The organism is Algoriphagus iocasae (assembly GCF_014206875.1).
GTDB lineage: Bacteria > Bacteroidota > Bacteroidia > Cytophagales > Cyclobacteriaceae > Algoriphagus > Algoriphagus iocasae.
This window is the reverse complement of the sequence record NZ_JACIJO010000002.1, coordinates 1,312,172-1,336,657: the sequence shown is the minus strand read 5'-3', so window position 1 is coordinate 1,336,657 and position 24,486 is coordinate 1,312,172. Positions and strand designations below refer to the sequence as shown.

The following is a 24,486-nucleotide window of genomic DNA, read 5'->3' as shown; positions in this document are numbered from 1 at the left end:
TTTTTGTTTTATTTAGAAAACGAAAACTTAGTAATGCGACGTAATATCTATTTTTCATATTCTTTTTTACTCCTGTTAATTTTTTCTCTAACCGCTTTCCCTGGAAATATTTCTGCTCAAAACGTCATTTTCACGGGAATAGTGAAAGATGGAACTACAGGCAAGCCTTTGAAAGACGCGCATGTTTTTATAGCCAATTCGACATTTCAATCCTTTACTGATTCTTTGGGAGGATTTTCAATCGCTAATATCTCCGATGGAAGGTGGGAAATCTCTGCAAAAAAGGAAGGCTTTGAAATGCAGCATGAAAGCATTCTAGTCAAAAAGAATGGCAATTCAAAATTAGAAATTCTGCTTAAACCATTACCTGAGCAAGGTATAAACAGACTCAATTTATCCGATAAAAAACGGGAAAAACTTATCGAAGAGTTTTTGACCTCCTTTTATTCAGGAAGCCAATTTAAAGATCAAATCAGGTTTTTGAACCCAGAGGCATTGATTTTTTCCGAAATGGAAAATTCCAAAAGCACCTTAGTCAATTCGGAAGATTACCTGATTTTTGTAAATGACCAAACCGGATTTTTATACACCCTCTATCTTTTAAAACCTTTTGAAATCGGTCAACCAATTTTAAATGAAAATATCTCCTTGACATTTTTGGACCTGATCAATGAGGTCCCAGAACTTATTTCGGAACGAACTTCGATCCGGGAAAAAATCCTCAGTATTTCCCCAGAATTCTATTTACGGCAAATGCTAACAGGAGAATTGAATAGTTCCTCCGGAGAAAGCTCGGCTGAGGTCTCTTTTGGGAAATTTCCTGGAGAATATCTATTGAAATTTAACCACCCACTGCAAATCGATGGCAAAGGAAGCTTGAGTTATTCGGGTGAGGATCTGGCTTTGAGAGCTGAGGGAAGCCCTGTTTTTGAAGAAAAATTGATATTAGGCGGTAATTTTGAGAAGATACATCCATTTGACAAACTGCCACTGAATTTCAATAGTGAGAAAATCTTAAAGCTTTCCAACGTAGAAAAAAATGCGCAGGTCATGCAGGAAAAAGTCTTCCTGCAAACAGACAGAAAACATTACTTGAGGGGAGAGACTTTATTTTTTAAAGCTAATATGATTTATTCCAATCCCTTATTAGCAGATGAACTCAGCAAAGTTCTCCATGTAGAAATCCTCGATACAACCGGATACCAAGAATATCATCAGGTTTTCCCAATTATTTCGGGCAAAAGTATGGGCTCCATTTTTTTACCAATAGCGTTGAATCAGAAAAATTACATCTTGAGAGCTTATACTTCTTGGAGCTTGAATTACGGAGATGAATCCAGTTTTTATCTTCCTATACAGGTTCATGACCCAAGCATAAAACCAGCGGTTTCAATGCCTGCACCGATATCAAGTGGAGTTTCCATTTTTTCGGATAAACAAACCTATTCGGCGGGAGAAGATGTCAATTTAAACATCATGGTGAGAGACAAGAATGGCAAGCCGGTTTCCGCAGATTTATCCATCAGTGTTTTGGATCTAAATCAGGCTGTTCCTTTGGAGTCCAGAATTTCTATGGATGAAGAATTCCAACTTCCACCAGTTGCGCCAAATGCAGATTTAAAAGATTTCACCTATCCTTTGGAAACACGTTTCACTGCCATAGGTGAAATCAAAGATGAAAATAACAATCCTGTAGAAGGAGATGTCACAGCGCTGATTAACAGCATGGAAAACATTGAAAAATTCGAAGTCAGTAAGGATGGGGTCTTTACGATTCCAAACCTTACATTCGATGATGAATTTGAAATAGCTATTCAAGCAAAAAATAAAGATGCTCTTCCAATCAGGAATATAGATTTAGAAATTCAGAATTTTCCAACAGGAAGAGATTTGAGCCAGTTTCAATTTCCTGAAATGACAAGCACACAAACCGCTTCTTTGACAGCAAAAGAGATTCAGGAAAATATGCAACAGGGCGAAATCTTATTGGATGAATTTGTTATCAATGAAGAAAAGACCGATCCTGTAGGGCCTATGGTTTATGGAGAGCCAGACAATTCTGTCGATCCTGCAACCTTGCCCCTAAATGGAAGCACTTCTCAATTCATTTACCTTTTGGCAGGTCAGGTAGCTGGAATGAATGTTTCGGGTACGCCTCCTTCCATCAGTTTTCGAAATGGCGGTGAACCATTAATCATGATCGATGGTGTACCTATAAACCCACCTTCTGGTCCTATGATAGGAGGAGGCAGTGCCAGTGGCAGAACAGCCACAGATATTATCGCAGGAATTAATGTTTTTGCCATCAAGCGGGTGGAAGTAATCAAAAGAACTGTTTCCATGCTTGGCGAAGGAGGTAGAAATGGCATCATTTCATTTATCATGAAATCCGGGGCTGAATTAGAAGAAGCCAACGAAGCAATGTCAAATAGCTTTAAACCTTTCAAGCTTTCAGGATTTCCTAAATTGAAGAAATTTGAAACTGTTATCGAAGCCCAAGCCCAAGAACCACTTTTGAGAGGTCTCAAACCTACTCTTTATTGGAATCCGGAAATCATAACTTCAGAAGACGTACTTTCCCAAAAAGTAACATTTAAAAGCTCTCTTTCCGGTGGTCCAATGTGGATAGAAATAAAGGGCATTACTGCTGATGGACAACCAGTTGAAGGTAAATTCGTCATTAATCAACAATAGAATATTTTTAAAACGTATAGATCAAAGTAATTATATGAAACAAGTTTTATTCACTTTCCTACTTCTTCTTGGAGTCAATTTTTTAATTCTGGCCCAAACTGGAACTGTCACCGGTGTAGTAAAAGACGCGGAAACAGGAGAGACTTTGCCTTTTTGTAATGTTTTTATCAACAACACAACCATCGCGACTGTCACTGACATGGATGGAAAATATTCCCTGCCAAACCTTGAGCCAGGTCCTTTGGAAATAGGTTTTTCTTTTATAGGCTATGTGGCCGAGACAAAAAAAATTACTTTGAATCCCGGAGGAACTTCGACGGTAACCTTAAACATGAAGCCTTTTGCTCAAGAGCTGAGTGATGTAGAAATCAAAGCTTCCAGGGATAAAAGCTGGGAAAGAGATCTGAGAAAATTTGAGAATCTATTCCTTGGCAATGATGAAATCGCCAGCAAATCCACCATCGAAAATCCTTGGGTAATTGACTTTCCTGAAAGTGAAGAAAAAAACACGTTCAAAGCCACCGCAGGCATTCCTTTAGAAATCGTCAATAATTATCTCGGCTACAAGATCAGCTTTGACCTCAAAGATTTTTTTGATTCCCCAACCAATTACAGAATTGCCGGAGCAGCAAGATTCGAGGAAATGAAACCAGAATCAGAGGAACAAAGAACTACCTGGGAAAATAACAGAGCAGAAATCTATCGAAAATCTCCTATGAATATGTTTCGGGCAATGATCACGGGAGATCAGGAAAAAGAAGGATTTTTTCTTTACGGAGACAAAGCCGGAGGATCTCCTTCCATGAACATGCGCTCTGATATTTTCGCTAATGAACTCGGCAAATCGGTGGTGCCCTATAAGCCGGATAATTTGATTACTCCTGCGCCAAATAAACCCGGAGAATACCTGATCAACATGAAAGGTAGAATTGAGATCCACTATCAAAAAGGTTATTCTCAGGTCAATACCTACAAAGATGCTCCCTACCCTGTTTCCTGGCTTGAAGTGAATAAAAACACGGTTCGCGTGAAGGAAAACGGAATGGTGATGAATCCGCAAGATCTGGTCTTTTCTGGAGATATGGACCGAAAGCGGATTTCTACTTTACTCCCATTGGATTATGATGCCGAGAAAGCCATCATGCTCCAAAATATGGATAGAACTGCAGCCAATTTTCAGGAAAAAGTATACCTCCACACGGACAAACCATATTACTATGCTGGCGACCAGATTTATCTAAAAGGATATTTTAATTATGGAAATCCTTACCTCAGAGATGAACTAAGTAAAGTCCTACATGTCGAAGTCATCAATAAAAACAGAGATCTAATAATTGCTAAAAAATTGCCGATTCGCGATGGAATAGCAGTAGGAAACTTCTCTTTGCCTGACACACTTTCTCAGGAAGATTACTTTCTCCGTGCGTATACCAACTGGCAAAAAAATTATGGCCCCAACCATTATTTCCTCAAGTCTGTCAGCATTTTGGATCCATATCAGCGTGTTGTGGAGTTTGAGGCTTCGGAGCTTCCGGAAACAAATGGCATTACTGTAAAAGCAGATAAAGATTCTTATGGAAAAAGGGAAAAAGTCACCATAACCATCAAAACTTTAACGGATAAACAAATGCCGACAGCTGCTAACATATCTGTTTCTGTCACAGACCAAAATCAGATTATTCCAATCAAAGAATCCCTAGACATTAACCAATCTTTGATGCTGGAATCTATTCCAGCTAGTCTAGGACTGGATCGTTTTTCCTATCCGGTTGAGAAATCCCTTTCTGTCAAAGGCTTTGTTACAGATGATAAAGGAAAACCAATTTCTTCTTCTGTAACAGCTTTTGTAAATGATTTTCAAGGCATGGTGAATCTGGAATCAAACCGTGATGGAGAATTCACGATGGAAGAAATGGAATTTTACGGGCCTATGAAATTAGATTTTCAGTCTACTGACAAAAAAGGAAATCCTGAAGGAACTGTGAAATTACTAGATGATCTGAAGGCTCCGATCACCTTACCTACTGATGCTTATTTTCCTAAAAAAGAAACTGTTTCCAACTCCATTTATCCAATAGTGGAGGCGGAGGAAGTTCCTGAAGAAATAGTAGAGGAAGAAGAAACCGAAAAAGACGAAAAGCAGGCGATTTATGGAAAACCGAACTACATCGTAGAGGGAGACAAATTAATGGCTACGGGCAATTCGGTTGATCTGGTCAATAGTCTTGCGGGAAATGTCCCAGGAATGCGAGTTACTTTGGTTGGGGCTACCGGACAGCAACAAATTAGGTTGCGAGGTGGAGGAGCTTCTGTTGGCGGTAGTCTAGAACCTCTGGTGATGGTCAATGGAGGTATTATGGCTCAAACTGGAGCAACTACAGCGGCAGATAATTTACGGAGCATTAATGTCAATGACATTGAACGAGTAGAAATAGTGACTCGGACAGTTCCTATGCTTGGGGATCAGGGAAGAAATGGAGTGATTGCAGTATACCTGAAAGAATATGATCCAAATGCGGTGAATCCAATGGCCGGTGCTGGTTTAAATTCATTTATGGTCGAAGGGTATTCCACCTATAATCCAATGTTTGTAGTAGACTATTCTCAGGAAAATGACCCGAACTTTGAAGATAAAAGACAGACTCTTTATTGGAATCCATATCTGGTGACCGATGATAATGGCACTGTAACCATTTCATTCTATACCAATGATCAAGCTGGCCCGATGACTGTTTCTGTGAAAGGATTAACTGTCAATGGTCGAGGATTGTCAGGCACCTTTACGATCAATGCAAAATAATTGCGGGGGCTAAGCGGATTTCTTTAATTTTGACCATGAACCGAATCATTTTGGTGTTGATTATCATGATCAGCTCCTTTTCAATAAAAGCCCAGACAAGTATTGGGATCAAAGGAGGTTATACCACTTCCTCCTTTTCATACATTCCGGCATTAAACATCAGAAGCATCTCTGTAGATGGTCTAGCGGCACCGACTTTCGCTTTCGTTGTAGAACACTACAATGCAAAAAACGCAGGAGTGGAACTGAACATTCAATACCTTTCTACCGGTTTCAGACAATCTATTGCAGATACAGAAGGAGTTATTTCAATCAATGAGACGCAACTAGATTATTTGAAAATCCCAATACTTGCAAGTTTTTACGCTGGAAGATCCGGAAGATTTCAAATCAAATTCGGTCCACATTTAGGATACCTGATTAGCGCAGATGATGTGATCCGGGAGTTTTCTGAAAGCTCTCCCCCAGAAATCCCGACGTATGGAGGAGCAGATGATAAGCCAAAAAAATTGATGTACGGCCTCACTGCTGGAGCAGGTATTTCCAAGCTTTTCGGAAAAAGTACTCTTGCGGGGGAAGTTCGTTTTGGATATGATTTTACAAATCCAGAATCTCAGGAACGCATTTTTGATTTAAATTTCACCACTCTGGAATTCACTTTGGCCTACCTTTTCCGAATTAGAGAATCTAAAAATCAAAAACCGACAAATTGATTCTCACATCGCTGAGTTTCACCTTATTTAATTTTTTTTCACTTCGATGTCATATATTGAAGACCTTGTCCGACTAACCTATGTAAATGAATCGGAGCCAGCTAGATCATATCCTCAAAGTTCACCATCGGGATGCATACCTGTGGTCTAGGCAATGCTGTTCATTTGATGATGATCTCGCAAAGGATGTTTTACAACAATCCTATCTGAAGATTTTGGAAGGGCAAGCAAAGCTAAAGGATACTTCAAAAGCAAAAACCTGGCTTTTCTCCATCATCAGATATACGGCGATTGATGAACTGCGAAAAGCAGGAAAGGTAGTGTCCATTTCCGAAACCTACGATCCTATTGACATCCCGGAGGAAATTGACGCCACAGATTATGAGGCAATCATCAATCGGCTCCCAGAGATGCAACGCGAAGTGATTTTGATGGTTTTTTACCATCAAATGACCATTGCCCAAAGTGCTGAAATATTACAAATCGGTATTGGGACAGCCCGCACGCATTATGATCGCGGGAAAAAGAAACTGAAAGAATTAATTACGAAAGTTCAAATCCAGGAAGATTATGGAAAATGACGAACAATTAGAGCGGTTTTTTGATCAGATGAAAAAGCAAGATGAGCAGTTAGACATCCCAGCTTTTCCGGAAGTCAAAACACGAAAATTCAATCTTTGGATACCAGCAGGGATAGCAGCCTCATTGGCTTTATTGGGGTTAATCATGCAAGAACCTCAACCTTTGCCTGAAGGACCTAATGAAGTGTTAATTATCACACTTCAGGAAGGAGACAACAATGAACAGGAGTTCATCATCGAAGAAAAAGCCTATTTGGATGTATGGGAGTCCCCTACAGCCTCATTATTGACAGATTACTAAACCAACTTATTTTATGAAACATGTACTAATTCTTTTTTTCCTATTGAGCGCAGGAATCGCTCAGGGACAAATAGCTACTTCCATTGGACCAGGACCAGGGCAGGATTTATTTCAAAGAAATCTATATTCTGCAGACAAGGTAATGGGAATGCGTGAGGAACTTGATCTGACGGATGCTCAGGTTGCAAACATTAAAAAAGCCTACAGCAAAAATGCCGGTGAATTCAGCACGATAAAGTGGGACCTTGATGAAGCTACTACCAAACTGAAAAACCTACTCAACTTACCAAAAATTGACCAAGTTGCTGTTCAAAAGCAGATGGATACCGTCCTAAAGCTAGAAAACCAATTGAAAAAAATGCAGCTTGATAATTTGGTGGCTATCAAAAACGAACTCACTGAGGAGCAGCAAAAGATGCTTCAGAAAAATAGCTTTTTCATAGTGAAAGATGGAGCCTCAGCTACTAGTGTCCGCGGTTATACTTCAGGAAGTGCCATAGCAACTAGCGTCAATGAAAGTAATTTAAAAGTAGGAAAGCCTGGCTATGTTGTGACTTGGGATAGTGATAAAGCTAAAGCATATGGAAATGGTTCATATAGTCCAAAAGTATCTGTCATGGTTGCTGGAGCGGATGAAAATGAGAAGCCGCTTTTTTATATCGACACCAAAGATGGCATGAAAGAAGTGAAGGGTTTCGAAAACATTGATCCAAAAGACATCCAAAGTATGGAGGTATTAAAAGGTGAAAAAGCAATTGAGAAATTCGGAAAAAAGGCTGAAAATGGCGTAGTAGTCATCAAGCTAAAAAACGAACCTAAGTAAATTATTTGGTTGATTGGAATTAAAAAAGGAACCCAATATTGGGTTCCTTTTTTTTGTTTAGGACCTCTATCAATCCAGAAATTTCCAGCTGGCTTTGTGATCCTTTTTTAAAGGATTTCCTGTGACTTTCGCCCTCAAAATTTCAATCGGCATGGCATTTTGGCTCATGATCAGATCGTGAAATTCCTTCTCTCCCATCTTGCCTGAATTCACCATTTCATCTCTCATAGAGTAAATCTCCAAAGCTCCGATCATATAGGCAATCTGGTAAAGAGGTCCATATCTTCCTTCAAAAGATCTTCTTACTTCAGCTTCGGCATTGGCTCGCTCATGTCCTACCTTATCAACTAGCAAGTCTATGCATTCCTGAGGAGTCATCTTTTCCAAGTGGTAGTTTAAAGAGAAGATAATTCTTGCACAACGGTGCATCCTCCAAAACAACATTCCTACTTTATCTTTTGCATCTCTTGGGAATCCTCTATCCCAAAGCACAAATTCCCAATAAAGTGCCCATCCTTCCGTCCAGAATGGCGTTCCGAACATTCTGCGGTGGGTCATATTTCGCTGATTCATAAACTGCTGCAGATGATGTCCCGGAATCAACTCATGCTGCACCGTCGCTCTTGAGAAATGCGGATTATTTCCTCTCATGCTCATCATTTTATCCTCATGGCTCATTTCGGAGGTTGGATATGAAATCTGAATCACCTCACCACCTAGGAAAAATGGACTTACCCGCTGACGCTCTGCAGAAATCATTGTCGTTCTCCAAGTTTCTTTTGCCATCGGTGGTACCGTGATCAAATCATTGCTTTCCACATAATCCGTCGCCTCTTCAGCCAATCGAATTACCTCTGCTGGCCATTCTCCTGCTGGCAAATAGGTTTCTTTCACCATTTCCAAAGCTGCTTTCCAGTCATCACCGAAACCCAATTCATTGGATGCTTTTAGCATTTCTTTTTCGCACCACTCAAATTGCTTTTCGGCTTCCGCTATCAATTCCTCAGGGCTATAGGCGATCATTTCGAAAGCTAATTGATTGAGCAAAGCTTGTCTTCCGATCGGTTTTCCGATGATTCCACTTCCATCATCTTTCACAGAGTTTGTATAGTGCTCGCGCAAAGCTTTGGCATAGGCTTTCATGCTTTCATCCAGTTTTTTCCAAGGTTCTGGCATCCACCAGGTAAACATGGGATCATAATCATAATAATAGTTATAAGCTTCTCCTACTACTCTATCCAAGGTTTCCACAGCTTCTGCTGCCAAATCTGCCTTTTGCCAACTTGTATATTTCGGAGTACTTGGAAGATTTTTTATTTGAGCATCTACCTTTTTTGCCACTTCATTCCAAGTAGCAGCAAGAGCTTGGGAGTCCGGCGTTTTTGCTCTCCTTCTACCAACTACAAATTCTTCCAACGGAACGCCAAATGCCACCACAGAAGATATTTCCTCAAATGCCTTCTTCTCTAAAGCGAGCTCAGCAAGCTCTTTTTCAAGAAAATTTCGGAACAACACATAATCGATTTTTCCATCCTCAGAGAGATTGTTATAATTCAGCTTTTGAAGGTTTGTAAGATAATCTTGGTTAAACTCCTCAATTCGATCAAAATATTCCAGAGATAGCGTATTGGTGTATAATCTCCTCAATGCTCCCCAGTCAGCCTGGTAAGTTTGAATGGTTTGAACCAGCTCGGTGGCTGATACCAATTGCAAACTCATGCTGAATAGAATTAGTAGTATTGTTTTTTTCATGGTTGATGGTGGCTAAGTAAGAGGATTAATTTAAAGCTTTTGGAGTGAATCTATCCAGTTTTTTTATGAGCGAGAGATTTACTGTTTTAGAATGTTTAGCAGCTCAATTCTCATCTGACACCATTTTTCAGTCAAGCTTTCAACTGGACATTTATAATTCCCCTTTTCTAGAAAAACATGATTGTCCTATGCAACTATGTAGTTCCCATATGCATCTAATAGTTACAAGTAACTCTAAATACCTTTATAACTCTTTTAAAAACAATTCCTTATATTCAAATACCAATCAATTCACACCAAACTCTTTAATTTTTCTATTCTTTAAAATATCACTACTAACCACACTTTAATATGATTTTAAGCATTAAGAACCTTTCAAAGACCTATCCTAATGGAGTTCAGGCTTTGAATGACATTTCCTTGGAAATTCCACAGGGAATGTTTGGCCTCCTTGGTCCAAATGGAGCCGGAAAATCCACTTTGATGAGAACTATTTCAACCCTTCAGGATGCAGACAGCGGTAGTATTATGCTGGATGAGATCAATGTGCTGGAGGACAAACAATCCGTCAGAGAAAAGCTGGGTTATTTACCTCAAGATTTTGGGCTATACCCTAGAATCAGTGCTGAAGTGATGCTCGATCATATTGCCCAGATGAAAGGAATTGGGAATAAATCAGACCGTAAAATACTGGTAGAAAGCTTACTTCAGAAAGTCAATTTATATAAGGACAGAAAAAAGGGTTTGGGAACTTACTCTGGAGGAATGAGACAGCGTTTTGGAATCGCTCAGGCTTTGGTGGGGAATCCTTCATTGATCATTGTGGACGAACCTACGGCAGGTTTGGATCCTTCGGAAAGAAACCGATTCTACAACTTGCTTTCTGAAATCGGAGAAAACACCATCGTGATTCTTTCGACGCATATTGTGGAAGACGTGAATACGCTTTGCTCCAATATGGCGATCATTTGCAAAGGTGAAGTGCTAATGCAAGGAAAACCCAAGGATGGAATTGCAACTGTCCAAGGAAGAATCTACCAAAAATCCATTGACAAAGGAGACCTGGAATCTTATCGAAGTGATTATAATCTGATTTCTACGAAACTGATAGAAGGAAAACTCAGCCTCCGAATAGAAAGCGAAACTGATCCTGGAAATGGTTTCGTCCCAGTTCCTGCTGATCTGGAAGATGTCTATTTCAGCTACATTTCAAAAAAAGTAGATCCCATTACTATCTAAAGAGCAGATATGTTTTTGGACATTTTCATTTTCGAATTGAGATACCGGTTTAGTCGCCCGGCCACCTATATCTACTTTGGACTATTGCTCGTCGTAGCAATGCTGTTAATTGGTTTTGGAAATACTCCAGCTTCCGAAAAAGTGTATCACAATGCTCCTATTGTGATCGCAAACCTTCAACTTTTGATCTCCTTGTTTGGGATTCTCCTAGCCTCTGCTGTTATGGGAGTGCCACTTTATAGAGACTTGGAACATAAAACAGGGACATTCCTATTCAGTTACCCCATTTCCAAATTCGCCTACTTTATGGGAAGATTTTGGGGTTCCTTTGTCACTTTGCTTTTCATTTCTTTCGGAAGCATTATAGGAATTTATCTTGGTAGCCTCCTCGGCCCTACTTTTGGCACCGACGCGCTTCGATATGGCCCAAATCACTTGATGAATTATTTACAGCCTTGGCTGACGCTTACGCTTCCTAATTTATGGTTTGCGGCAACGCTGTTTTTTGCTTTGATTGTCTTTACCAGAAACATCAAATCCATTTATTCTGGAGGCATTGTTGTATTTATAGCCTATTTACTGGCAAATTTTCTAGCTAGCGATATTGAAAATAAAGATCTGGTACAACTCCTAGATCCATTTGGACTTAACACATTTGATTATCAAACCCGATATCTGACACCTTTCGAACAAAATAATTTCATTCTTCCGCTTACTGGAAATCTATTAGGTAACAGATTACTTTGGTCTGGTATAGGTTTGATATTTTTCTTGGCTGCTTATTTCCGTTTTAGTTTTGCATATTTCTTCAGAACAGATCAGAAAAAGTCTAAAAAAGCGGAAGAAACTGGTCCTGCTCCAAGTCTTACTACTATCATCGCAAAAGCAAATTTTGCCGGAAACTACCAGTGGAGCAGTTTTAAGACTTTGACAAAAATCGAGGTTCAAAACATTGTGAAGGACGTGTATTTCCGATCCATTTTATTGGGGGGAATGGTCTTTTTGATTTTGGATTTTTGGATAGGAAATACACTTTATTCTGTCCCAAATTTCCCCTCGACTTCATTTTTGATGGAGTACAAGACTTTTGATTACAACATCTTTGTCTTCATCATTCTAGTTTTCTTCACTGGAGAAACATTACACCGGGACAAAGCATCTGGCTATTCAGTTATTAATGACACATTCCCGGTAAAAGATGGAACAGTGATTGCCTCAAAATTTTCCGGAATGGCATTTATCTGTCTTATTTTGACTACCCTTCCGATTATCGTAGGTATCATTATTCAAACTTTGAAAGGCTATTTCAATTATGATCTAGGAGTATATCTGGTAGACAGTTACCTGATCTCTCTTCCAGATTACCTCCAAATGGTGATGTTGGTCTTTGCTGTTCACCTTTTTGTAAACAACAAATTTGCAGGTCATGCCGCTGCAATAGGAATCTGGGTTTTGATAATAGTTTTAAGGGATTTTGCAGGCTATAATTTCAACCTTTTCTTCTTCTCCTATAAGCCGGGCTATCGATGGAGTGATATGAATGGGTTAGGGCATTTTGGCGAACCTCTGTTCTGGTTTAACCTTTACTGGACAGCCATTGGCTTATTTCTTATCCTATTCTTCAGTATTTTTTATAGCAGAGGAACGGATAATTCTGCTCTCAGCAGATTCAAAACTGCCAAAAAGAATCTTGGTCAGAAAACGGCTTTGGCATCTTATGTCTTCCTAGTCATCGGACTTGCCTGCGCTGGATTCATTTACCATACAGTGGTGTATGAAAACAATTTTGCAACCTCTGATGAAACAGAATTGCGCCAGGTGAACTATGAAAAAACACTCAAAAAGTATGAATTCATTCCACAACCAAAAATCACCAAAGTCAATTTAAAAGCGGACTTATTTCCAATGGACCGGGATGCTTATTTTGAAGCCGAAGTTCAATTGGTCAATAAGACTCAGGAACCGATTGATTCGATTCATTTCAACAGCACCAGTTTAACTGATTTTGAAATTTTATATCAAGGTTCTGAACTTCCCTATCGATATCCATTGGTAAATGAACCTTTTAAATTCCAGATTTTCGGAAAAAAACCAGATAGAGAATGGTATAGAATCACTGCTTTACCGCAAACTCTAATGCCAGGAGATACCATTGATTTAGTGATCAAAAGTAATGTGATCAACCAGGGATTCCCAAATTCCGGATTCGGACGTGAGCTTGTTTACAACGGAAGTTTCATTGCTGGCGGAATGCCTGATATCGGTTATTCAGCACAAAATGAAATCAGCAGTGATGAAAAGCGTCGGGAACATGACCTGCCCGAAAAACCAGACGACCTTCCTCCACATGATGATCCTTATGGAAGAAACACGTTGTTATTCTCTGATGAAGCAGATTTAATCCAATTCGAAGCGACTGTCAGTACCATCCCTAGTCAAATAGCGATTGCACCGGGATACCTGCAAAAAGAATGGACTGAAGGTGACAGAAGGTATTTTCATTACATTCAAGACACCCCAATTCAATCATTTTTCTCTGTTCTTTCGGCAGATTATGAAGTATTAAGAGACAAAACTTCATTGCCTAGTGGTCAGGAAATTGACATTGAAATTTATTACCAAAAGGGTCACGAATATAATCTGGATCGGTTTGTCCAGTCTTACAAAGATGGTTTGACCTATTTCTCTGAGACTTATGGACCTTTCCAGTTTAGGCAAATGAGAATTTTAGAATTCCCTCGCTATGCTGGGTTTGCTCAGTCTTTTCCGAACACGGTACCTTTTGCAGAAAGCTTTGGCTGGGTTGCGGATTTTTCCGATCCAAATAGTTTTGACTATGTTTATTACGTCACTGCCCATGAACTGGCTCACCAATGGTGGGGGCATCAAATTACTCCGAATTATACTAGGGGTGCAAATTTGACCTCGGAAGCATTGGCAGAATTCTCGGCGTTGATTCTCTCCGAGAGAAGATATGGGAAAGAAAATATGAAACGATTCTTAAAGGATGAACTTGATGATTACCTACGTGGCCGATCTAATGAAAGCAAGAAAGAGAATGTATTCATCAATTGTAATCGAGCTTATCAATGGTATAATAAAGGAAGTTTGATTCTTTATGGCTTGAGGGATTTGATAGGAGAGGAAGCCATCGACAGTGCTTTATATAATTTCAATGCAGAGTTTGGATTAAGAACAGCTCCTCCATTTCCTGGCAGTTCGGATCTTTATCGACATTTGGAAGCTTATACTCCGGACAGCTTAAAGTATTATCTGGATGATACTTGGAATAAAATCACACTGTATGACAACAAAGCTGAAGAGGTCACCGCAAAAAAAGTATCTGATGGAGAATATGATGTCACACTAAAACTGAGATCCCAAAAACTCTACGCCACTCCAGCCGGTGAAGAGTCAAATGCTAACTACGATGGCGATTACATAGACGTCGGGGTTTTTGCGGCAGATGATCAGGATGAAAACGGTAAAGACAGGGTAAATCCCCTATTTGTTCAGAAATACAAGCTGAAGCCCGGTGAAACATCCATCACGATTCGGGTCAAAGGAGAACCGGCAAAAGCAGGAATCGATCCTTACAATAAATTGATTGATCGAATTCCTGATGACAATACAATAAGTGTAGATATTTTATAAAAAAAAGGTCGTTTCAAATATGAAACGACCTTTTTTTTCTATTTTTTCTTCCTGAGTAGCGCGACTAAGATTAAAACGAAAATCGCTGCACCTACTACCCATACCCAAGTTTGCTGATACCATTCAGGCTCTCCGATATTCACATCGATGTCAAGCCCTCCATCTTGTGCATAAGTTGCAATGCTTGCAGTCATGGCAAGAAAAAACAACAATAAATTTTGCGTGTACTTAATTACTTGATTTTTCATGGTTGAAATGGTTTTAGTTTATTATTTAAATCGAATATTATAGGTCACAGCGACACCAATGCTCTGTACATCGATCGCCGGATCGGCTCTGAAAACCTGATTATAATACCCGAAAATGTTCCAGTTATAATTATGATAGCCGACTTGTGGTCTGATATAAGCACCGCCATCAGCGGAATTTACATCGGTTAAGAATGTATAGCCGACATCTGTTCCTACAAAAATTCCTGATGGTTGTGGATAATATCTGAACATCAGACCCAATGGAATAGCTCCGAAACCGTCATTCAATCCATCAAATGCAGGTGCATCGGATTTTTCAAAGTATTTGGTATAACCTGTTGCGATTCCCAATCCGAAATTATCGGTACGCATAAACTGGGCGGCAACATCTAGTCCCAAAGCAAATGAGGAATAGTTTCCAACATCTCCTACAGGAGCTCCAAGATTGATTCCTAATTTCAACCAGGAGTTATCTTCATTAATTTCGTCCAGTTCTCTTACTTCTTGTGCTTGAACTGCCAAACCTGCAAGCAGCAGTGACAGAGATAAAATTAGCTTTTTCATAGTTGGTTTATTTTTGCTTAAGAAAGCCAAAGCGAATGCCTCATTTGACTTCCCTCAAAACAAACCAGAAATAAAAAAATTTAAATAATTGATTTTCAATTATTTAACTCAATAAAACCCTATATTGACAGATGATAACAAAGAATTCATTTTTAAAAATAATGCAATTTACATACCCTAAAACGGGGAATTCCCTCCCCTTTATCTGGCTTTAGTTCAATTTTTTCCATGACTTTGGAGTCTGATTAGTCATGCTTTTGAATGTCTTATTAAAATGGGATAAGGTCTGAAAGCCCACCTGATAGGAAACTTGGGCGATTCCTAGATCTGTTTCCAGCAAAAGCTTTTTGGCCTCAGTAATCCTCAGTTCCTGAAGATATTGCGTAAAAGTCTTTCTGGTCCTCAATTTAAAAAATCGGCAAAAAGCCTCTTTGCTCATATATGCCTGTTCCGCTACCTCATCGAGTGAAATAGGTCTTGCGCTGTTTTCAAGAATAAATCGCATTACCTGATCCATCCTTTTACCATCCCTCTCAGAGAGCGATCTCAAAACAGGTATTCTGTTAAGGGAAATCACCTCATCTGATCCAATTTCCAAAATTGAAAGCATATGGAGAGCACGCTGGAACTTTGTCAAAGCAGAAAGTGATGGGAAATCCTGAAACAATTCAAGAATTCGTTCTTTCGTCTTTCCTTCAATTTTAAAGCAGCCGTTGATCTGTTCATTTAAATGGATCAATTCCCGAAACTCGTCCACTTCGTGTATTGATCTACCAAATGCCTGAAAATCAAAAAAGATTGTATTGCCTGCAATCGTTAAATTATTCCCCTCCTCAAAGTATTCAGCATCACTTCTAAAAACATGCGGGATACTTTCACCTAAAAGGAACACATCGCCCGATTGAAATCTACCCACGTAATCCCCTACAAGAAGCTGTCCTCTACCTTCCAAAATAACTGTCAATTGACACTGTGGATGCTGGTGGAGATTATTGTAAAAATGCTTTCCTCGATCTTCTTGGTACTGGACGAAGTTCTTTCCTGTTTTGGGAATTTGAAATGAAATTACTTTACTCATACTTCTTGAATGGTATTAAATTACCACAATCTTAATAATTTTAAATTTATTTAATCAATATAGAACCACTTTTTACTAATCCTGGGTTCGAAACTTATTTCATAACCCGCTAATTTTGAAACAAAAACGATATGAACTGGAAAGGCGTATTCCCTGCGGTAACAACCAAATTCCATGCAGACGGTAGTCTGGATATGGATTTATTTTTTAAGAACATTGATTTTCAACTGGAATCTGGAGTCCATGGAATTATCCTAGGCGGTACTCTAGGCGAAAGCTCTGTCTTGAGTCAGGAAGAAAAAATCACTTTGACAAAGGAAACTGTAGACTATGTAGCTGGAAAAGTTCCGGTAATTCTGAATATCGCGGAAGGAGCTACTCAAGATGCACTCTTCTGGGCTGCAAAAGCCAAAGAATTAGGTGCTTCAGGATTGATGATGCTACCTCCAATGAGGTATTCAGCAGATGGGCGTGAGGTAGTTACTTATTTCAAAACAGTGGCCGACAGTACGGATTTGCCAATCATGATTTATAACAACCCGGTTGATTACAAGACCTTGGTGACAATCGAAATGTTTGCGGAGCTTACCGAGTGTGAAAATATCCAGGCAATCAAAGAATCTACCCGTGATATTTCTAATGTAACCAGAATGATCAACAGATTCGGCGATCGATACCAATTGCTATGTGGTGTGGATACTTTAGCCATGGAAGAATTGCTGATGGGTGCAGTAGGATGGGTTGCTGGTTTGGTTTGTGCTTTCCCAAAGGAGACTGTTACCATTTTCAATTTGGTCAATGAAGGCAAAATTGAGGAAGCTAGAGAAATCTACCGTTGGTTCTTACCTCTTTTGGAGTTGGACATTCATCCAAAATTGGTTCAATACATCAAGCTGGCAGAAACTCATTGCGGAATCGGTTCTGAGCATGTCCGCGCACCAAGATTGACTTTAATAGGTGAAGAAAGAGAAAGAATTGAGAAAATTATCAAAGAAGGAATTGCAAAAAGACCAAAACTTTAATTGGTTTTAGCAATCCCTTTCGGGAAATGTCAGGGCTAAGAGACAAAAATTGTAACTTAAGCTCTGGCTTTTCAAAAGCTCAAATTTTCTCATCTATTACAACCTATTTATGAATCTCGATACAATATTTTCAGCAGCCCAAGAAGCATTTCTAACCTACAAATCTATTTCAGCTGATAAAAAAGCTGAATTCCTTGAAAAGATTGCAGAAATCCTGGAAGAAAACAGAAGCGCCATTGTCCTAATGGCTGGTAGGGAATCCAATTTGCCAGAAGGCAGAATCAATGGAGAACTAGGCAGAACAACAGGTCAAATCAAACTTTTTGCTTCTCAGGTTCGAGACGGAAGTTGGGTAGAAGCAACTATTGATCCTGCAGATCCTACTCGAACTCCCCTTCCAAAGGCAGATATCCGAAGAATGCTGATTCCTATCGGACCAGTAGTAGTTTTCGGTGCCAGCAATTTCCCATTGGCGTTTTCTACGGCAGGTGGAGATACGATTTCTGCTTTGGCAGCAGGATGCCCAGTAATTTATAAAGGACACCCTGCTCATCCTGACACTTCCAAATTTGTCGGAGAATGTATTTCTCAGGCAGCAGAAAAATGTGGAATTCCAGCTGGAGTTTTCACGCATGTAGAAGGCGGGGTAAAAATGGGTCAGGACCTTGTCAAACATCCTTTAGCAAAAGCGGTGGCGTTTACAGGATCATTTGGTGCAGGTAAGTCTCTTTTCAACATTGCAAATGACCGAAAAGAACCTATTCCAGTATATGCAGAAATGGGCTCAGTAAATCCTGTATTTGCTTTTCAAGGGCGTTTAAGCAATGAATTGGTTCCTTTGGCACAAAGCTATGTGAGTTCGCTTACTTTAGGTTCCGGCCAGTTTTGTACCAATCCGGGTTTGATTTTCGTGCCTAGGCATTTGGCAGCAAATTTTGAAAGTGCAGTTTCTGAAGCATTGCAAACAGCTCCTTCAAGTCCGATGCTTCATGAAGGAATTGCGGATTCATATTATAAAGCATTGGATAATCTCCAGACCAGACCAGAATTAAAATGGGTGAAAGTTCCTGATGCCAAGCACTTGATCAATGTCAGTCCTGCTTTGGCAGAAATCAAAGCTTCCGACTGGATCGAGGATGATATATTCCAAGCTGAGGTTTTCGGTTCTTTTGCTTTGATGGTCGTCTATGAAAATGAAAACGAACTACTAGAGGTTGCCAAAAAACTTCATGGTCAGTTAACCATTACGCTTTGGGGTGACAATGCTGAACTTAAAAACCAAAGAGAACTTATTAGCCTTTTGGAAGAAAAATGTGGAAGATTACTTTTCACAGGAGTTCCTACCGGTGTAGAAGTTGGCTATGCAATGCAACATGGCGGACCATACCCATCTACCACTGATGCAAGAAGCACTTCTGTTGGAGCTCATGCTATCAAGCGTTTTGCAAGACCGATTGCTTTTCAGGACATGCCATCCGCATTACTTCCTGATGCGCTGAAAGACGAGAACCCATTAGGCATAGTAAGACAGGTCAATGGAAAGTTTACGATTGAAAGAATTTTATCGTAACCTTTTAAAAGGAACACTCTAGGTTTATTACTGAAATAAAAAGTCCAATAGCGACTAACAAAGATTACATGTCAACACGACACACTTTCTCCTGCATTGATGCACATACCTGTGGGAATCCGGTGCGGGTGGTTTCCGGTGGAGTTCCTTTCCTAAAAGGAAATAACATGCTGGAAAAACGCCAGTATTTTCTAGAGAATCTGGATTGGATCCGGACTGGTTTGATGTTGGAGCCAAGAGGTCATGATATGATGTCCGGCTCCATGCTTTTCCCTCCTCATAATCCGGAAAATGACGTTGCAGTATTATTCATCGAAACCAGCGGTTGCTTGGCCATGTGTGGTCATGGTACCATTGGGACGGTGACTATTGCGATCGAGGAAGGATTAATCTATCCAAAAACTCCAGGCCAGCTGAGGCTAGAAACGCCCGCCGGGCTTGTTTTGGTAGAGTATAAGCAGGAAGGAAAAAAAGTAAAATCAGTAAAGCTGACCAATGTCAAAAGTTTTTTGGCAGCAGAAGGCTTAGAGATTGAGTCCGATGAATTAGGCAAACTGACTGTAGATGTAGCCTACGGTGGAAACTTCTATTGCATTGTGGATCCGCAGGAAAACTTCCCGGGATTAGAGCATTTCAAAGCCGAGCAATTGATTTCGATGGCGAGATCTCTTCGAAAGAAAATGAATGAGAAGTTTGATTTTATTCACCCTGAGCATGATCAAATCCGAGGTCTTTCCCACATCCTTTGGACTGGAAAAACCCTTGACCCTAAAAGTACCGCAAGAAATGCTGTGTTCTATGGAGACAAAGCAATTGACAGGTCTCCTTGTGGTACAGGAACTTCGGCAAGATTGGCCCAATGGTATGCAAAAGGCCTTTTAAAACCAGGAGAAGACTTCATTCATGAAAGTTTCATCGGCTCTAAGTTTATTGGCAGAATCGAAGAAGAAACTGAAATCGCCGGCAAGCCAGCTATCATTCCAAGTATCGAAGGCTGGGCAAAAGTTTACGGATACAATACAATCATTCTGGACGACGACGATCCATACGTACATGGATTCCAAGTAATATAAATTGTACGAAGTACAAAGTACCAAGTAAAAAGTCCTATCGGCTTGTCTTGGTACTTTGTACCTAGTACTTGGTACTTAAATATGAAACCAACCCTTATCATCGGCGGCGGAATAGTTGGACTTTTCTCGGCCTATTTCCTTCAAAAAGAAGGGATTGAAGTGCAAGTTATCGACAAGGGAGACATGCTCCAAAACTGCTCCACTGGGAACGCAGGTATGATTGTGCCTAGTCATATTATCCCATTGGCTGCTCCCGGGATGATCAGCAAAGGAATTTCCTGGATGTTTTCATCTAAAAGTCCCTTTTATATTCACCCTCGATTGGATGCGAAATTATTGAAATGGTGTTTGCAGTTTTTTAGATCGGCAAATCCGGCCCATGTAGAACGAAGCATACCATTTCTAAAGAATCTCAGCTTACTAAGCAAAGTATTGTATCAGGAGTTTCGGGACGAGCATCGTTCTTCAGCAATTGCCTTGCAGGAAAAAGGCTTGATGATGATTTACCAAACCGAAGCCATTGAAAAAGAAGAAATAGAATTTGCTCATCTGGCAAGAAAACACGGATTGGAGGCAGATATTCTCAGTCCTGAAGACATCAAAAAAATAGAACCAAACCTGGAGGTAAAAGCTCGAGGAGCTGTGATGTTTCCCGGTGATGCACATTTGGATCCGGGGAAATTATACGGTTTTCTAAAAAGCTATCTTGAAGAGAAGGGCGTGAAATTTCTTTCAAACACCGAAGTGCATGGTTTTGAAAAAGTCGGGAATTCTGTGAACGCAGTTTTGACAGACAAAGGAAAAATCGAAACGGAAAAAGTCATTCTCTGTGGAGGATCCTGGTCTGGAGAATTAGCGAAAATGCTCGGTTTTTATTTACCAATGATGGGAGGAAAAGGCTATTCCTTCATTCAGGAAAATAAACCCGAAATTTTGCAGGCTTCTATATTGACTGAAATGAAAGTGGCAGTAAGCCCATATGGTTCTCAAATCCGTTTTGGTGGAACCATGGAAATTGCCGGTACCAATCAGAAAATCAACATTAATCGTGTAAAAGGAATTTACGAATCGATCAACCGCTATTATCCTTCCTTTGAGGCAAAATTCCCAGAGGAAAATAAAATCTGGAAAGGTCTTAGACCTTGCTCTCCAGATGGTCTTCCTTATATCGGCTTTGCACCCGGCTTATCCAATGTTTTGGTGAATTCCGGACATTCTATGATGGGAGTAAGTTTGGCTCCTGCCTCCGGCAAAATCATCAGCGAATTGCATCAGCAAAAAGATTCCTCTATGGAAATCTCAGGTTTTAAGGTTGGGAGATACAATTAACCATTTTCTTGAAACCATAAAGTACAAGAAAGATCGCAGTTATAGTACTAATTATTTAGATGAATTATTAGTAAAATTCTCAAGCTCTTTTCTTAACTTACCACTATGGAATCTGAAGAGAAAGACCTTGTAAAAGAGCCATTTACGGAATACGGAACTTATTCTTATGCTGACTATCTGACTTGGGAAATTGATGAAATGGTCGAGCTCATCAAAGGTAAAGTATTTCGCTCTGCTGCAGCAGCGCCAAGGAGAAAACATCAGGAAGTGGCTGGCTTACTTTTTTCCAAGATATTGCAGCACTTAGAAGGTAAAAACTGCAAAGTCTTTATTGCCCCCTTTGACGTTCGCCTACCTGTCCATTCTAAAAAGGATGAGGATATATTCACAGTGGTTCAGCCTGACATATGTGTAGTCTGTGATCGCTCAAAGCTAGACGAAGCGGGTTGTTTAGGTGCTCCTGATCTAATTGTAGAAGTGCTTTCACCAGGCAGCAATAAAAAGGAATTAAAGAATAAGTACGAAGTCTACGAGGAATCAGAAGTACAAGAATATTGGATTATTCATCCTTCTGAAGAAACCTTGGTTATTTATAATTTGATTGAAGGTAAATATCAGCCAAGTAAACTTTTTTCGCATGGAGATATCATTAAATCTAATGTGATACATGGTTTTGAGCTGGATCTGGAAGAGTTTTTTAGCAATATTGATTAGCTCAAAAAAAATCCTGCTTCTTCCGAAGCAGGATTTTTTTTGCATGATTGGATATAAATCAAGTAGTATAAACTGAATTAAACATGACATAATCAGTCGTCAAGTCAGATCCCCACCCGATACCTTCTTCTTCTCCAGAATTCAACTCAAGAAGTACCTGAATCTGAGATTCTCGAAGTAATTTTTTCATATATGCCTTATCAAATTCCATCGGATTTCCTTTATCCAAAACCTGAACCAAATGGTTTTGATCCCCAATGAATAAATTGACTTTTTTATAATTGAAAGGAACACCAGCATTGCCACATGCGGCAACAATTCTTCCCCAATTCGGATCTCTACCAAACATGGCTGTTTTGACCAAGGTAGAGTCTGAAATCGCTCTAATCAATGATCTGGCAATTTGCTCAGATTTGGCTTTCGTTACCTTGTACTCAATAAACTTGGATGCACCTTCTCCGTCAGAGACGATCAGCTTAGCCAAATGGGTTAAGATCTCTAATAATTTCTCCTGAAAAACTTCGTATCCAGGATCATCCTTGCTTGTTACCTTTCTATTTCCGGCTAGACCATTAGCCATCACGGCAACCATATCATTGGTGGAAGTATCGCCATCCACAGTAATCATATTAAATGAGCGGTCCACACAATATGTGACTGTTTCTTGAAGTAACTTTTCATCGATATTAAAATCCGTCACGATAAAGGCTAACATGGTCGCCATATTCGGATGAATCATTCCTGAACCTTTGGCAACGCCAGCAAGATTAATCGTTTCACCTTCGTGTTTAAACTCGATAAACCCTTCTTTGGCAAAGGTATCTGTCGTCAAAATCGCATTAGCCACAAAAGAACCTGCTTTAAGTTCGTCGCTCAATTTCGGGATATTCACTTTTAAGCCTTCCACTACATCTTCCGTAGGAAATTCGACTCCGATGATTCCTGTCGAGGCAACAATCACGTCTTCTTCTGAAATCCCCAACAATTCAGCAGTAGTTCTCACCATTGCCTCGGCTCCTTCCCGACCTTGGTCTCCAGTACATGCATTGGCATTTCCTGCGTTGCAAATGATCACCTGAGCCTTGTTGTCTTTCAGATTTCTTTCTGTGATTTTGATAGGCTCTGCCCTTACTTTATTCTGTGTCAAAGTTCCTGCGGCAGCAGCCGGAACTTCAGAATAGATAATCGCCAAATCACGCTTCATCGACTTCACGCCGGTATGCGCTCCCCAACATTTTATTCCTCGTACATTCGTAATATTCTGAATCATTTTCTTTTTCCCGTTAAGGTTTAAGTGGAATTTGATTTAAGCCTGTTGCCTCTGGCAAGTCAAACATCAAGTTCATATTATGAACAGCCTGACTGGCTGCTCCTTTTAATAAATTATCTATGGCTGAGAGCACAATGACTCTATTTGTTCTTTCGTCCCAAACAGGAAAAACATCACAAAAATGGCTTCCTCGTACATCTTTGATGCCTGGAGCCTGATTTCGAAGTCTAACAAAAGGCTTATCCTGATAGAAGTCCTGATAAATCGATCGTAATTTCTCCTGATCCATTTCTTCGGTTACTTTGGCGTAAGCTGTCACCAAAATCCCTCGGTCTACAGGCAGAAGATGAGGAGTAAATTGCACATTGGCAGATGAACCTGCCAACCCTCCAAGTTGCTCTTCGATCTCAATGGTATGCCTATGACCCGCGATGCCATACGCTTTAAAATTCTCATTGACATTGGAGAAATGAGTTGTCGCATTCGCCTTGATTCCTGCTCCCGTCAATCCGGATTTTGCATCGATGATCACCGAATCTTCTACCACAATCTGCTGTGCAAAAAGCGGGGCCAAACTCAAAATGGATGCCGTCGGATAGCAGCCAGGATTGGCTACTAAATTGGCATCAGATATCTGCTTTGAATACAACTCAGGCAATCCATAAACTGCACCTTCAAACCCTTCTGGAAAACTGTGTTTCTTTTGATACCATTCTTCATAAACTTCTTTGGAAGAAAGCCTGAAATCACCTGATAAATCAATGATTTTAGCTCCCAGATCTTTCCACTTCGAAACGAAATCCATCGAAACGCCATGTGGCAAAGCCAAGAAAATCACATCCAATTGTTGTTGGTCTACCTCGTCGGCGCTCACCAAAGGAATATCCAGCCTATTAAAAAACTGCGGATGCAAATCGGAAAATGGTTTTCCAACATGCGACTCAGAAGTGATCATCGAGATGGTCACATCCGGATGGTTTAATAATAATCTCGCCAATTCTGACCCTGTAAATCCTGAGGCACCTACGATGGCAACTTTTAATTTTTGATGACTCATC

General features: G+C 40.0%; 19 protein-coding genes. 13 read left to right on the top strand and 6 right to left on the bottom strand.

Annotated elements, in window-relative coordinates:
* Positions 1-33: 33 nt before the first annotated feature.
* The 6 genes from FHS59_RS13170 (at position 34) to FHS59_RS13145 (ending at position 7,912) form a co-directional block, all read left to right on the top strand.
* Positions 34-2,694, top strand: a complete 2,661-nt coding sequence (locus FHS59_RS13170; RefSeq protein WP_184495629.1) for a carboxypeptidase regulatory-like domain-containing protein — start codon at positions 34-36, stop codon at positions 2,692-2,694.
* Between the two features lie 34 nt (positions 2,695-2,728).
* Positions 2,729-5,494, top strand: a complete 2,766-nt coding sequence (locus FHS59_RS13165) for a TonB-dependent receptor (protein ID WP_184495627.1) — start codon at positions 2,729-2,731, stop codon at positions 5,492-5,494.
* Positions 5,495-5,529: 35 nt separating this feature from the next.
* Positions 5,530-6,207, top strand: a complete 678-nt coding sequence (locus FHS59_RS13160; RefSeq protein WP_184495625.1) for a porin family protein — start codon at positions 5,530-5,532, stop codon at positions 6,205-6,207.
* A gap of 86 nt (positions 6,208-6,293) precedes the next feature.
* Complete coding sequence (locus FHS59_RS13155; RefSeq protein ID WP_184495623.1) at positions 6,294-6,788, top strand: RNA polymerase sigma factor; 495 nt, start codon at positions 6,294-6,296, stop codon at positions 6,786-6,788.
* Entirely contained in the window at positions 6,778-7,089 is a 312-nt protein-coding gene (locus FHS59_RS13150; protein ID WP_184495621.1) for a hypothetical protein, read from the top strand. Before FHS59_RS13155 ends, FHS59_RS13150 begins: the two co-directional genes overlap by 11 nt.
* Before the next feature lie 13 nt (positions 7,090-7,102).
* A complete protein-coding gene (locus FHS59_RS13145; protein ID WP_184495619.1) occupies positions 7,103-7,912 on the top strand; it encodes a hypothetical protein in 810 nt (269 codons plus the stop codon).
* Between the two features lie 69 nt (positions 7,913-7,981).
* On the opposite strand, the gene FHS59_RS13140 is transcribed toward FHS59_RS13145, so the two are convergent.
* Positions 7,982-9,664 carry a DUF885 family protein gene (locus FHS59_RS13140; protein ID WP_184495618.1) on the bottom strand — a complete coding sequence of 561 codons (1,683 nt, stop codon included), beginning with the start codon at positions 9,662-9,664 and terminating at the stop codon, positions 7,982-7,984.
* Between the two features lie 351 nt (positions 9,665-10,015).
* On the opposite strand from FHS59_RS13140, the gene FHS59_RS13135 reads away from it, so the two are divergent.
* Positions 10,016-10,903, top strand: coding sequence for an ABC transporter ATP-binding protein (locus tag FHS59_RS13135; protein ID WP_184495616.1), 888 nt, complete (start codon positions 10,016-10,018; stop codon positions 10,901-10,903).
* 9 nt (positions 10,904-10,912) lie between these two features.
* Positions 10,913-14,557, top strand: a complete 3,645-nt coding sequence (locus tag FHS59_RS13130) for an ABC transporter permease/M1 family aminopeptidase (RefSeq protein WP_184495614.1) — start codon at positions 10,913-10,915, stop codon at positions 14,555-14,557.
* 38 nt (positions 14,558-14,595) lie between these two features.
* Here the strand turns inward: FHS59_RS13130 and FHS59_RS13125 are convergent, their stop codons facing one another.
* The 3 genes from FHS59_RS13125 to FHS59_RS13115 all read right to left on the bottom strand — a co-directional run bounded on the left by FHS59_RS13125 (position 14,596) and on the right by FHS59_RS13115 (position 16,450).
* Entirely contained in the window at positions 14,596-14,805 is a 210-nt protein-coding gene (locus FHS59_RS13125; RefSeq protein WP_184495612.1) for a hypothetical protein, read from the bottom strand.
* Between the two features lie 21 nt (positions 14,806-14,826).
* Positions 14,827-15,372, bottom strand: a complete 546-nt coding sequence (locus FHS59_RS13120; RefSeq protein WP_184495609.1) for a hypothetical protein — start codon at positions 15,370-15,372, stop codon at positions 14,827-14,829.
* Between the two features lie 211 nt (positions 15,373-15,583).
* Positions 15,584-16,450 carry an AraC family transcriptional regulator gene (locus FHS59_RS13115; RefSeq protein WP_184495607.1) on the bottom strand — a complete coding sequence of 289 codons (867 nt, stop codon included), beginning with the start codon at positions 16,448-16,450 and terminating at the stop codon, positions 15,584-15,586.
* A 131-nt stretch (positions 16,451-16,581) separates the two neighbouring features.
* Here FHS59_RS13115 and FHS59_RS13110 point away from each other — a divergent pair, with 131 nt between their 5' ends.
* The 5 genes from FHS59_RS13110 to FHS59_RS13090 all read left to right on the top strand — a co-directional run bounded on the left by FHS59_RS13110 (position 16,582) and on the right by FHS59_RS13090 (position 22,158).
* Entirely contained in the window at positions 16,582-17,472 is an 891-nt protein-coding gene (locus FHS59_RS13110; RefSeq protein WP_184495604.1) for a dihydrodipicolinate synthase family protein, read from the top strand.
* Between the two features lie 109 nt (positions 17,473-17,581).
* Positions 17,582-19,042, top strand: a complete 1,461-nt coding sequence (locus FHS59_RS13105; protein WP_184495602.1) for an aldehyde dehydrogenase (NADP(+)) — start codon at positions 17,582-17,584, stop codon at positions 19,040-19,042.
* A gap of 68 nt (positions 19,043-19,110) precedes the next feature.
* Positions 19,111-20,115, top strand: a complete 1,005-nt coding sequence (locus tag FHS59_RS13100; protein WP_184495600.1) for a 4-hydroxyproline epimerase — start codon at positions 19,111-19,113, stop codon at positions 20,113-20,115.
* Positions 20,116-20,196: 81 nt separating this feature from the next.
* Positions 20,197-21,444: an NAD(P)/FAD-dependent oxidoreductase gene (locus tag FHS59_RS13095; protein ID WP_184495598.1), complete on the top strand. Its 1,248-nt coding sequence runs from the start codon at positions 20,197-20,199 to the stop codon at positions 21,442-21,444.
* A 105-nt stretch (positions 21,445-21,549) separates the two neighbouring features.
* A complete protein-coding gene (locus FHS59_RS13090; protein WP_184495596.1) occupies positions 21,550-22,158 on the top strand; it encodes a Uma2 family endonuclease in 609 nt (202 codons plus the stop codon).
* Positions 22,159-22,216: 58 nt separating this feature from the next.
* Here FHS59_RS13090 and argJ read toward each other — a convergent pair whose 3' ends face one another.
* Together argJ and argC are read right to left on the bottom strand one after the other, a co-directional pair.
* The gene (gene argJ, locus FHS59_RS13085) at positions 22,217-23,428 is read right to left on the bottom strand and encodes a bifunctional glutamate N-acetyltransferase/amino-acid acetyltransferase ArgJ (protein WP_184495594.1); all 1,212 of its coding nucleotides are present in this window, start codon (positions 23,426-23,428) and stop codon (positions 22,217-22,219) included.
* Positions 23,429-23,441: 13 nt separating this feature from the next.
* A complete protein-coding gene (gene argC, locus FHS59_RS13080) occupies positions 23,442-24,485 on the bottom strand; it encodes an N-acetyl-gamma-glutamyl-phosphate reductase (protein ID WP_184495592.1) in 1,044 nt (347 codons plus the stop codon).
* Between the last annotated feature and the right edge of the window lies 1 nt (position 24,486).